12 protein-coding genes are annotated in these 12,754 nt (G+C 36.5%); all 12 read right to left on the bottom strand.

What is annotated here, in order from left to right; genetic code table 11:
- Positions 1–64: 64 nt before the first annotated feature.
- The 12 genes from ACHCNF_RS09550 to ACHCNF_RS09605 all read right to left on the bottom strand — a co-directional run bounded on the left by ACHCNF_RS09550 (position 65) and on the right by ACHCNF_RS09605 (position 12,751).
- Positions 65–922, bottom strand: a complete 858-nt coding sequence (locus ACHCNF_RS09550) for a class I SAM-dependent methyltransferase (protein ID WP_408069574.1) — start codon at positions 920–922, stop codon at positions 65–67.
- 119 nt (positions 923–1,041) lie between these two features.
- Complete coding sequence (locus tag ACHCNF_RS09555; protein ID WP_408069575.1) at positions 1,042–2,067, bottom strand: acyltransferase; 1,026 nt, start codon at positions 2,065–2,067, stop codon at positions 1,042–1,044.
- Between the two features lie 58 nt (positions 2,068–2,125).
- Complete coding sequence (rfbC, locus tag ACHCNF_RS09560; RefSeq protein WP_408069576.1) at positions 2,126–2,686, bottom strand: dTDP-4-dehydrorhamnose 3,5-epimerase; 561 nt, start codon at positions 2,684–2,686, stop codon at positions 2,126–2,128.
- Between the two features lie 119 nt (positions 2,687–2,805).
- Complete coding sequence (locus ACHCNF_RS09565) at positions 2,806–4,632, bottom strand: glycosyltransferase family 2 protein (RefSeq protein WP_408069577.1); 1,827 nt, start codon at positions 4,630–4,632, stop codon at positions 2,806–2,808.
- A gap of 112 nt (positions 4,633–4,744) precedes the next feature.
- A complete protein-coding gene (locus ACHCNF_RS09570; RefSeq protein ID WP_408069578.1) occupies positions 4,745–5,758 on the bottom strand; it encodes a glycosyltransferase family 2 protein in 1,014 nt (337 codons plus the stop codon).
- Between the two features lie 5 nt (positions 5,759–5,763).
- Positions 5,764–6,627 (bottom strand): dTDP-4-dehydrorhamnose reductase, encoded by an 864-nt coding sequence (gene rfbD, locus ACHCNF_RS09575; RefSeq protein ID WP_408069579.1) that lies wholly within the window; start codon positions 6,625–6,627, stop codon positions 5,764–5,766.
- Between the two features lie 109 nt (positions 6,628–6,736).
- Positions 6,737–7,828: a dTDP-glucose 4,6-dehydratase gene (gene rfbB / locus ACHCNF_RS09580; RefSeq protein ID WP_408069580.1), complete on the bottom strand. Its 1,092-nt coding sequence runs from the start codon at positions 7,826–7,828 to the stop codon at positions 6,737–6,739.
- A gap of 33 nt (positions 7,829–7,861) precedes the next feature.
- Positions 7,862–8,731 carry a glucose-1-phosphate thymidylyltransferase RfbA gene (gene rfbA, locus ACHCNF_RS09585; RefSeq protein WP_408069581.1) on the bottom strand — a complete coding sequence of 290 codons (870 nt, stop codon included), beginning with the start codon at positions 8,729–8,731 and terminating at the stop codon, positions 7,862–7,864.
- A 152-nt stretch (positions 8,732–8,883) separates the two neighbouring features.
- On the bottom strand, positions 8,884–10,527 hold the full coding sequence (locus ACHCNF_RS09590; protein WP_408069582.1) for an AAA family ATPase: 1,644 nt from the start codon (positions 10,525–10,527) through the stop codon (positions 8,884–8,886).
- Positions 10,528–10,649: 122 nt separating this feature from the next.
- On the bottom strand, positions 10,650–11,273 hold the full coding sequence (locus ACHCNF_RS09595; protein WP_408069583.1) for a flavin reductase: 624 nt from the start codon (positions 11,271–11,273) through the stop codon (positions 10,650–10,652).
- A gap of 73 nt (positions 11,274–11,346) precedes the next feature.
- Positions 11,347–11,742: a DUF2304 domain-containing protein gene (locus tag ACHCNF_RS09600; protein WP_408069584.1), complete on the bottom strand. Its 396-nt coding sequence runs from the start codon at positions 11,740–11,742 to the stop codon at positions 11,347–11,349.
- A gap of 280 nt (positions 11,743–12,022) precedes the next feature.
- Complete coding sequence (locus tag ACHCNF_RS09605) at positions 12,023–12,751, bottom strand: glycosyltransferase family 2 protein (protein ID WP_408069585.1); 729 nt, start codon at positions 12,749–12,751, stop codon at positions 12,023–12,025.
- Positions 12,752–12,754 lie beyond the last annotated feature (3 nt).

A 12,754-nucleotide genomic window follows, 5' to 3' on the forward strand; every position in this document is an offset into this window, starting at 1 on the left:
TGTTTTTATAGATTATTCATCCCTATTTTCCTAATACACTATACAATAGCAACAATGTTAAACCTTACATCCTCAAAAATTTAGTATATCTAAATAATTTTGAATTTTTAATATTCTGAATTTCATCCCAAAATTTCTTTTTCTCCTGGTTTAACTCAAGAATAGCCCTATCTTTTTGTTTTATTTCATCTTCTAATAGTTTTATATGATCTTCTCTTAGTTTTATCTCTTCTTCTAAATGTTTTATGTCATTAATCTTTAATTCAAGCCATTCATCTCTCTTTTTTATCTCTGTTTCTTTTATCAACCTTAAATGATGTTCATAATCTTCTACAAGAGTTTTACAATTCTTCTCTTCTTTAATAAATATCATCTCATCTTGAGATAGCAGTAAAGAATTTGCATTTAAATTTCTAAAAAAGCCTCTCTGCGCAAACCTTTTGCACCAATATTCTGGCTGTTGTACATTAACATGTGTTTTTTCAATTATGTCAGAAGGAGACGAGGAAAAAATAAGCACGTCCGAAAGACTACAAAAGATATCTAGAAAAGCATCTGTGTAATCATCTTTTATATGCTCTATAACCTCAATAGTAGAGGCACAATCATATTTTCTCCTAAGTACCTCCGGAATTCCATTAACAATATCCGCAACATAGAGAAATTCCCTAATATCTTCTCTAGATTGTGAAATAGCATATTCTGAAACATCCAATCCATAAGCTTCTACCCCTAGATCCCTTAATGCTTCTACTAAATACCCATATGCACATCCAACATCAATAAATGACTTTGGGTTAAACTCTTTTATAATACATTCTGCTATTTCTCTAAATCTGGGCCCCCAATACTCTCTATTAGAGTAATCTTCACCACATCCCATATTTGTTCTGTAATAATTTTCATTATACTCTTTATTCATACGCCTCCTTGAAAAATCACCCTGACTGTATTTAGAAACACAGCCCCATTTTATTACCAAATTAACCATTTGTCTAATTTATCATTACTCTAATTGTTACTAAATTACTTATAATAACTTTATCTTTTACGTGCATATAATCTATTTATCAATTTGTAAAAAGAAATAGCTACTATAAATGACACAACAATAGTCAATACAGTAACAACTATAATAGATAATATTTCATTATGAGGTAAACACTCTTTTAGCCATTGAAATAATTCAATATAGACTATCGTATGACTAAGATAGACTAAAAATGAATATCTAGACAAAAAATCTATTTTAATGTTGATGGAAATTCTTGAAAAGAACCAAAATACAACAACAGAGTAAACCATAATTAATGGTGAAAAAAAATTACTATAGGCATCAAACTCATAATATCTAAATCCACGATATCTTATATAAAATACTACTATATATATAAACAGAATTATAAATAAGCTTCTTATTGCACTCCAACGCAGTTTCACTCCTTTTAAGGGAATAAGCGAATGTGCCCTTTCATATAATATGTTTCCTAGCATAAAATATGAACAATATGCAAACACTATCCCCATTGAATACGCAGATCTGTATGAAGAATAATATTGTGATATGCACGCCCATACCAACATAATGATTGTCATTATACTAAATGCTTTTTTTGAAGTATTATTTTTAATGATTTGTATTAATGGAGCAATCAAATAGAGCCCAATCAACATATACATGTACCAATAATTATAGAACGCACCTCGCAGCAAACCATCAAATGGTATTACTAAATTTCCGCCTGAAATGAATTGAATTCTTATGTCACGAACCAAAAGAACTATGCTATAAATAATTGTAGGAATGCATAGTTTTCTAAATGATTGTTTATAAAAACCTAAAATATCTAATAATCTACTCCCATTTAATAAAAATGCTCCAGAAATCATCGCGAAACATGGCACACAAAATCTAGTAATAATATTCAATGAACTCTCGACTATATACACAACTTCTAATTTGGGATAATTTGACCTTTGCATATAATACTGCGCATTTACATGTAGCAATATTACAGCTAATGTTGAAAGTAGTCGCAATAGATCATAATTATTCTCTCTTTCCAAAAACATCCTCCTACATTTTTAGAAACATATTTATTTCGAACCCCATCGGTCTACATTCTCAAAAACTTGATTCCACAAAGTCTTTTATTCCACCCCATTTTTGATCTTTGTCTGACATAATTAGTTCCACTCCGTCCTGATAAGGCCACTCCACACCTATATCCAAATCATTCCAAATTATACCACCTTCATCATCTGGATGATAAAAATCCGTACATTTATATGCAAACTCCGCATAATCCGATAATACTAAAAAACCATGCGCAAATCCTTTTGGAATGAAAAATTGTTTTTTATTCTCCGAAGAAAGAGTCACGCCAAACCATTTACCAAAAGTCTTTGATCCGGACCTGAGATCGACGGCCACATCAAATACTTCACCATTTATTACACGTACAAGTTTATCCTGTGGAAATTTCTTCTGAAAATGAAGTCCTCTCAATACACCTCTTTTAGATGCAGACTGATTGTCCTGAACGAATTCCATATCAATTCCAGCATTCATAAAGTCCCTTTTTGAATATGTTTCCATAAAGTACCCTCTACTATCACCGAATACTTGCGGAGTTAGAACTTTTAACCCTTCAATTTCACATGTCTCAACCTTAATTTGACCCATTTATTTATCCTCCTGGTACTTAAGATTTTTCAAATAAACATTTTGTAAAAACTACAAAATGTCAATCATAATCAATTTTCATCATCACCGCTGTCAGTTTGAACAGCAATTCCATAGAATTAACTCACCTCAAACACATCATGATCTACAAGTGTTCCAGACAAATAACTGTCTCCATTTTTTATCTTGTTTTCCCATTTTATACTAAATGAATTCATAATATCATTATCAGGTAAATCTCTGTTTTTACTGCTAACTTCCATTTCTGCAAAGGGGGTAAACACATTCCTATAACCAAGCGCATTAAGCTGAAGGCATATATCCAGCCCCATTACATCCAAATTTTTAATACATTTGTCAATTTGACACTGTTTCAATTTATCTGCACGTACTATCATACTTTTTGCAGAAACACCAGTAACATTCTGCATATACTGAAGTCTTGCCATATATCCAACGGCATTTGCTTCTTTATTTGCAAACAGATGTATATATGGTTTTTCTTTATTTGAAATTAACGCAATTCCTGCAGAATATATTTTCTCGTTTTCAGTAACTAGTTTACCACCCACGGCTCCAATTTCGGTCCTTTGAGCCGCCATTAGATATTCAAGTAACCAGCTTTTGTTCTTTATAATGATATCTTCTTCCATCAGTACTATAAAACTCTTTGAAGAAGTATTACATATTTCTTCTTCAATTTTATCTTGTAAAACGCTCACTATTTCAAAGTGGTTATATGCTGTATTTTGCTTTATTATCTCTTCTTTAGTCGTTATATTTTCGTTACTGCTTCTTAGTAAAATTATTTTCACACTGTACGGTTGTGCCAATTCATATTTGATACGATAGATTGTATCGCGTACGTAGATGCTGCTCGCCTTTCCTTTTTCAGCATTTTCCCTTAATATTGCTGCATCAATTGCCATTTTACCTGCATCAACTGCATATCTTTTTGCACCAATATTACCTGCTGTAGACTGAGCATGGCTTCTCCAATAATAGAGTACACGAGGCACATGAACAATTTTTTTTGCATTTTCTGTGATACGCAATATTAGATCATAGTCCTGACTTCCATCATATTCTGGATTATATATGTCACTTTCAGAAATGAGTGTTCGCTTAAATGCGCTTAGATGGCATATATAATTATTGGATCTAAGCGTCTCTGGAGCAAAGTCCGGCTTACAATGAAGCGTTAATAAGTTGTTGATGTGATCCCCAATAAAAGTTATCTCATCACAATATAAAAAGTCTGCCTCAGATTTGTTTATCTCAAAGGCATAATAATATAGTACACTTGGATGTAAATAATCATCATGATCAAATGGACAAAGATAATTTCCAGTCGCCATTCTAACACATTCGTTTGTATTACATGATATGCCTTTATTTTCTTTCAATTTCCTATATTTGATACGTTCTGTTGCTTCTTTTTCTAAGTACCGCTGTACTATCCGTTCAACATAAGAATGTTCTTCATCCGACGCATCAGCCAGGCACAATTCCCAATAAGGATAGGTCTGTGCAAGAACCGACTCGATCATATCCCTAAGATACTTCTTAGGAGTGTTATAGAGAGGAACCAATATACTGAATTTGGGTTTATTTTCAAATTTTTGACTTTCAAATAACTGCCTGCTTCTTTCCTCATTTTTTGGAAAACTCCCTGTTCCATGTTTCTTTATAAGTAGCTTTATATCCTTCACCGGATAATAGCTTATAGAATCTCCTTGCTTTTTAATAAACAAGCTTGCTAAAGATCTGATAGGCGCTGTTAACCTCCAGCTAAGAGAATTGTAGATCTCATTCATCTGATTTATGTGCTGCTCATGAATGTTTTCACATCCATGATTCATCTCATCAAGCTCGGCTTGCAGTTGTGTAATTCTATCCTGAAGCATTAGGTTTTCTTTTTTTATGTTTTCCAAATTTTCACTCATGGCAGATTAATTCATTCATACTCTCAATTAATTGATTATTTCAAATATCCACTTTTTATAGCAACAGTTTATCAAAGATATAAACAAGTACATATATCGTTTGTATTCTTTCTTATTCCTTAATTATTCTGCTTTGTAAGAAAAATGAGCACTGTCCTATTACTCTATACCAATTATCGCAAGTAATGTTATGTCTAAGAATTGTATATACTCTTGCTATAGCATTCTTCTGAGGAATTGATATAAAGCTGTGTAATATGTTCTGCTTATCCTTTGGCAGAGCATCACCATATATTCTGTTAAGCTCCTGTGCTTGATATATCATATTTGCGTAGTTTTGTCTTACTTGTTCCCTGACTTCTTTACGTTTCCTCTTTTTCTCTGCTCTTCCGCCCCAAAAGCCTATTACTTCTTCATACAGGCCTCCCTTATTAGCTCCAAGAACGTTCTCAATATGTTGTCTATAGTCATAAAGCTGTTTATCTATAAACTTGATTTCTCCAAAAGTTGCTGCCACAAGTGCGATCCAATGATCATGCATCATAGATTTCTCAGGTATCCGTGTGAGTTTTTGCGTTAATGCCTTGTTCATCATCATAGCTGCACCGGTAACAGTATTCTGTACTAAAAGATGAGAGAATGTAGCCTTAGATTGATTAAGATTAGCATATTCTGTAAATGATGGTGAATATATTGTTTTATTATTATCCATCAATCTGGCGTCACAGTGAACAAGAAGAGGTATATCTGTTTTAACCCCATTGCCGGCATCGTACTTTTCTTGTTCCAAATCCTGCATTGCTTTAAGTGTTACTTCTACCTTGTCCGGATGCCATATATCGTCCTGATCTGAGAACATAACATAATCAGCCTCCATTATTATCGGTTCCTGCATAGCTTTTAAGAAGTGCATACAAGCTCCATTATGTAGCTGGTTTAAGTGAATTAGCTTTACCTTGTCCGGATAAGTTTCTGCATATTTCTTAGTAATCTCAACAGTTGTGTCAGTCGATCCATCATCCGATATGTAGAGGATATAGTCTTTGCATGTCTGGCTCAGAATTGAATCTATTTGTTCTTGTATATATTTTTCACCATTATAGGTGCACATTAAAATTGCTATCATGTCAGTTAATGTCCCAGATATTCATTAAGTGCATCATGCCAGTCTGCCATCTTGTAGTCTGTTGTAAGTCTAAGCATATAGTTATCAAGTATAGAATAATGCGGTCTGTCCGCTGATGCAGGGTTCATTTTTTTATAGTCTTCACTTGTTACGTGATTAACCTTACTGTTCACACCTTTTATACGGAATATTTCCTCTGTGAAATCTGCCCAGTTAGTATCTCCCTCACATGTACCATGGAATATTCCATAATTATCTGTTGGTTCAAGATATTTTATCATTCTTGCAAGTTCCATTGCTGATGTTGGTGACCCTAACTGGTCACATACTACACTGACCTCTTTGTGTGTCTCAGATAATGATAGCATCGTTTTCACAAAGTTTTTTCCATCTCCATAAAGCCATGCCGTTCTTACTATAAAGTATCTGTCCGCAAATTGTTCTACAAATTTTTCACCGGCCAATTTTGTTTTACCATACGCCGAAATAGGCGCAGGTGTCTCAAACTCATTTATAGGCTTATCTGCATTTCCAGGAAATACATAATCTGTAGAAACATGCACAAGTTTAGCTCCAATTTCAGTTGCAGCAATTGCAAGATTTCTTGGTCCTAGTGCATTGAGCTTATATGCAAAATCCCAGTCCTTTTCACAGCCATCGACATTAGTAGCCGCTGCACAGTTAATGATTACATCCGGCTTTCTTTCCTTTATAAAATTGAGAACTTCATCTAAATCGATAATATTGAGCGGTGTTATTTTCTCATCTTGCACCACATCTGTGAGTATAAATTCCACTGAGTCTTTATAAATCTGCTGAATTGCTCTTCCCAACTGTCCATTGCAGCCTGTTACCAATATTTTCTTCATTTTAACAAATCCTCATCTTCTAGGTACTTCATCTCTTCAAATATTTCAGGCTCTGTCTGATACATAACATCAAACAGAGCCTTTCATATATATGACAATTTATCACATTTTAGCTTAGTTTTCCACTATACATCTTTTCGTAGTATTTCTCATAGTCTCCGCTGGTTACATGCTCCATCCAGTCTTCATGTGCAAAGAACCACTTGATTGTCTTTCTTATGCCTTCCTTGAACATGGTCTCAGGCTCCCATCCAATCTCCTTCTTGATCTTATCAGGAGCGATAGCATAGCGACGGTCATGACCCTTTCTGTCCTCTACATAAGTGATAAGGTCTCTTGTAACCTTAGCCTTTCTGGGATCTGAATCATCAAGAGATTCTCTCAAAACATCTATTATTGTCTCAACTATCTCGATGTTCTGCTTCTCATTGTGACCGCCGATATTGTAAGTCTCAAAAAGTCTGCCCTTTTCCTGAACCATGTCGATTGCCTTAGCGTGATCCTCAACATAGAGCCAGTCACGAACGTTCTTACCATCACCGTAAACCGGAAGTGCCTTTCCTTCAAGAGCGTTGTGGATCATGAGAGGAATAAGCTTTTCAGGGAACTGGTAAGGTCCGTAGTTGTTTGAGCAGTTTGTGATATTTGCAGGGAACTTGTAAGTATCCATGTAAGCCTTAACGAGCATATCTGAGCTTGCCTTGCTAGCTGAGTAAGGGCTGTGAGGATCATAAGGTGTTGTTTCATAGAAATATGCATCAGGATCCTCAGGAAGTGAGCCGTAAACCTCATCTGTACTTACGTGAAGGAACTTCTTTCCTTCCTTAAATGAACCATCGGAAAGCTCCCAGGCTTTCTTAGCTGCGTTAAGCATTGTAGCTGTTCCGAGTACGTTTGTCTCAACAAAGATCTCAGGATTAACGATAGATCTGTCTACATGGCTCTCAGCTGCAAAGTGGACAACACGGTCAATGTCATTCTCTTCAAAAATCTTGTTGATGGCGTCTCTGTCGCAGATATTAGCCTTTACAAATGTATAGTTATCTCTGCCCTCAACATCCTTGAGATTCTCAAGGTTGCCTGCGTATGTAAGTGCATCAACATTTATAATACGAATTTCGTTATCATACTTTTTAAACATGTAATGAATGTAGTTGGAACCGATAAATCCGGCACCGCCTGTAACAAGATAAGTTCTCATATTTTTTCCTTTCATAGGGTTCTTTGTACTTATTTAAAGTCCGTTTGCAATCTCTTGCAAATATTTGCCATAATCGGTCTTCATAAGTGGTTCTGCCAATTTAAGGAGTTGTTCCTTATCAATAAATCCTCTCTTGTAGGCAATCTCCTCTATACATGAAACATATAGTCCCTGCCTTTTCTGGAAAGCACAAACAAAGTCAGCTGCATCAAGGAGCGAATCGTGATTTCCTGTATCAAGCCATGCAAAGCCTCGTCCCATGGTTTCAACGCGAAGTGTTCCACGACGCAAATACTCGTTATTTACACTTGTTATCTCGATTTCTCCTCTTGCGGATGGCTTTACGTTTTTAGCAATCTCTATTACATCATTATCATAGAAATAAAGTCCCGGCACAGCATAGTTACTCTTGGGATGCTCGGGCTTTTCCTCAATTGAAAGAGCCTTTCCGTTTTCATCAAACTCAACAACGCCGTATTCTCTGGGATCACGGACATAATATCCGAATATTGTTGCGCCCTTTTCTCTTGATGCAACATCCTTAAGAAGCTTACTAAAACTCTGACCATAGAAGATGTTATCTCCAAGTACAAGTGCCACAGAGTCGCTTCCAATGAATTTCTCACCGATTATAAATGCATCAGCAAGTCCCCTTGGCTGCTCCTGTATTGCATATGAGAATGACATTCCAAGCTGCTCGCCTGTTCCGAAGAGGTCTTCAAAAATAGGAAGGTCTCTTGGAGTTGAAATAATAAGTACTTCTCTTATACCAGCAAGCATAAGTGTTGATAAAGGGTAGTAAATCATGGGTTTGTCATAAACCGGCATAATCTGCTTTGAAATCGCTCTTGTTAATGGATACAGTCTTGTTCCGGAACCTCCGGCAAGGATTATTCCCTTCATAATTGTTTATCTCCTATGTATTTTTTGAACATCACAAAGCACTGTTTGACTTTCCCCTATCAAACAGTGCTTTGACCTACGGATATAATCTATCATATATTGGAGTAATTATCTAGTGGGGTGTCACATAGCAGAAGCTATCATCTGTAAGATTAAAATTTTCTTATCACACAAGAATGCTTTTTATAATTCTTATCTGTACTTTTTAAACTGCCGTCATAATTTATTCCCAAGGCAATTATATTTCCTTTATAGTGAGCAAAGCGACCGGCATAATCTCTGTCGATAATCTGTTGCATTGCATCTTCCGGACTCTTCCCATTCTTTAATTCAATAATGATAAGCGGCTTATTACTATATTTTGGAGCAGGGACAAATACTATATCTGCATATCCTTTTCCCGTATCAAGTTCTCTGATTTCAGTATAGCAAGCCTGTGCCGCATAATATGCATGCATTATTGCATAGCTTAGCGCAGCCTCATTATTATAGGTCTTTTTGTCTGCCCTATCGTGCGACAGTTCTACTAACTCAGCAACCTTATTTTCATCGCAGTTCCACGTCGCCTCTAATAACTCCTTTGATTTCTTTAGTGCCACAAATGAATCCACCCATGTTTCATCGCTGGTAGAATCCTTAAACACCTCCATAATTTCTTTATTCGGAATGAACGTCTCTTCAGATTCCGCATCATAACTCAAATATCCAAGATGAATAAGCAGCGTCAAAATATCATCTTTACTCTGAAAAGTCGTCATATCATTTTGGTACTTTGAAAAATTGACTTTTAGCCTATTTCCATCCATGAGCAGTGTAATTGCTTCCCTTAAGCCATCATAATCCATCCGGATATAGTCAGCCAAAGCCTCATAGGTCTCAGTATTATTCCAATAATTGCCTATAACTCCACTACGCATAGCCTTAACTACGGATAATGGTCCAAAGATTTGTATTAAATGTTCATCATATTTTCCCTGCCTGAAGAGTTCCCTTTTATCAAGCGGTATGTTTTCCGAAACAATATATCCGTCATACCATTCTTTAACGGACTTCTTGTCCATATTGTACTTTTCACAAAGCTCTTCAACTTCCCGGGTTGTAAATCCCGTATATTTTGCAAGTGCCATCGGTGAAATCATAGAATACTCATCAAACATATTGAGCGCAGAATGTTCACCATATTTTTTTATGGGCAAAATGCCTGTCATATAGGCAAGAGCAAGATAAACTCTGTCCTTCAATAAATCTCTAAGGAAATCTAAATAAACCTTTTGGCCTTCAACATCATCTTTTCGTATACGAAAAACAGCATCCCACTCATCTATCACAATCACAAATTGTGTTTTTGATTTTACATAAAACTTTTCAAGGCTATAGAACAGATCTTTATCATCATATTTTACATCCGGATACATCTCTGATAGCTCGCCCAGAATTCTGTTCATCAGAATTCCGATAGATTCAGGAACTTCTCTGTCCAGTTTAATAAAATCAGTCATTAAAAGTCTTATTACATCATATTTTCCTAAATACTTATCCCACTCATCAGGACTCTTCTTAGCAATTTTTCTTTGCTCAAAAAGACTTTCTGCTTCCTTATTTTTTCCATAATAAGCACAAAGCATGTCTGCGGCCATAGTTTTACCAAATCTTCTAGGACGAGATACGCTTATATATTTCTGCCTGGTCCCTATTACATTGTTAATATCCAGTATCATTTCAGTTTTATCAACATAGATATCAGAATTAACTGCTTCTTCAAATGCCTGTATTGAGGGATTTAAATAAATTGACATAATAATTCTCCACCTATTACTGTTAGAATTCAAAGAGCTTTTTGCAATTCATATTCTTGCCGCCCGCATGACGCACCTTGGAATAAGGTGCGTACGGGGCAAGCCATAGGATTTTTTTTTCATTATCTCACAATCTTCTCAAAATCAGCCTTAGGATGTTTGCAGACAGGGCAGATGAAATCATCCGGAAGTTCCTCGCCTACCCACTCGTAGCCGCAGATTTTGCAGCGCCAGATGGTCTCGCCCTTAGGGGTTGTGCCAACTGCCTCAGGCTTGGGTTTAATGTTGTCCTGATAGTAGCTATAGGTTGCAGACGCAGTAGTATCAAGGACTTCCATTGCTGTAGGCACACCTATGAAAAGTGTATGTGATCCAAGGTCTACGGTCTGCTGCACATCAATCGAGAAATAGGCATTGGTCCCTTGGGTTATGTAAGGAATGCCATTTTCTGCATATTTACAGTCAGTAAAGTTCTCAAATTTATTAACATCTCTTCCCGACTGGAAGCCGAAGTGCTTAAAAAGCTCAAAGTCAGCCGCCTCGCTGATAACCGATATGTTGCATTTTTTCGTCTGCATGACCATATCATGAGTATAATTGGCCTTGTTAACGGCAAATGATATCTGATTTGGCTCAGAAGCTACCTGAATGGCAGTGTTTGTGATGCAGCCGTTTTCCTTATCACCCACTTTTGCAGTCAGAACAAATAATCCATACGACAGTTTGTACATAGCCTTGTTATCCATAGTGCGTCCTCCTTCATTTGAACTTCTTGTTTTTCACTATTATATCACCCTATCAGAACTTCCTTTCCGGAACCTACTCACTATCTTCCGTGTCATTCATCTCCTCTAGCCTGTCTTCAAGCTCCCTCACTCTTTTTTCCAGAAGCCCCTGTGTCTGGATGAGTTTGGTGATGCGCCCCGCCTGTCTGGATGCGATGCTGGTGAGCGAGAGTACAAGTAGGATCAAAAATGCAATAAACGATACGAACAGGCCGTTCATGGCGCTTGTCATGCCAACGAGTCCTATAGCCCATATGAGAATCTCAGGATTTAGCACAAGTATCAACATAACCACACCTGTGAGGAGCCACAGGAGTGTGTATTTCATGTTGAGCATTCTGTGCTTTAGCAGTACCAGAATGATGGTAAAGTATGAAATTATAGCAAATATAAGGACTATGGTAAGCCTTATAGGAATTATTCTTGTCATATGTTTTTTTCTCCACAAATCTATAGATTTTTGTTTTTCTTCAAAAAAACAGAAACCGTATCTAGCAAAGCCAGATTCTTGCGGACATTTTTCTCTTTTGTCCGCAAGAAGTCATGTATTATGGTCTCTTCTGCGTATTTATCTGTATAAGATTATCTTCTGATCCTGCACAGAGTTACCTTCTAATTCCATAGCTGATTCTGCATGAAATTATCTTCTGATTCCATAGCTGATCCTGCATGGAATTATCTTCTGATTCCATAGCTGATCCTGCATGGAATTATCTTCTGATTCCATAGCTGATTCTGCAGACTATGATGTCCAGTGAAACCTTTATCATGTAATATACAGACCTTTTTAAATTGATTGAACTCTTGCCGGTTTCGCGCTCCCTCATAACTACAGGAAGTTCCAATATCCTCTTTCTGCGCATGACAGCGTCCATAATTGCTTCCGGCTCAGGATAGTCGATTGGATAGTTATCTGCAAACACATCAATAAAAAATTTGTTGACCGCACGGAAACCGCTGGTCACGTCCTTTATTTTCCTAAGGCAAAGGATTGCTATAAGTCCGCTTAAAAATCTTATTCCAATGCGCCTTGTGGTGGAGCTCTTAAAGCCTTCTGTCTCATCTCCTACAAATCTGGAGCCTATGACATAATCAGCCTCGTCAGCCAATATCGGAGCAACGACTTTTTCTATATAAGCAGGATCATGCTGTCCATCTCCATCAATCTGAACTGCTATCTTGTATTCCTTCTCCTTAGCATATCTGTAACCGGTCTGAATGGCTCCGCCTATGCCAAGATTAATCGGGCAGTTTATGTGATTGTAGCCTCTCTTTTTCAGAATTTTGGCTGTTTTATCAGATGATCCGTCGTTGACTACCACATAATCATACTGCGGATATCCGGTTGTGATCTCATCCACGATGTTCTCTATATTATCCGCCTCATTGTAGGCAGGGATGATTATGAGTACATCGGACTTTTTCTTAGTTGTTCCCATTTA

This window comes from Butyrivibrio sp. NATIVEDY162 (genome assembly GCF_045999815.1).
Classification (GTDB): domain Bacteria; phylum Bacillota; class Clostridia; order Lachnospirales; family Lachnospiraceae; genus Butyrivibrio.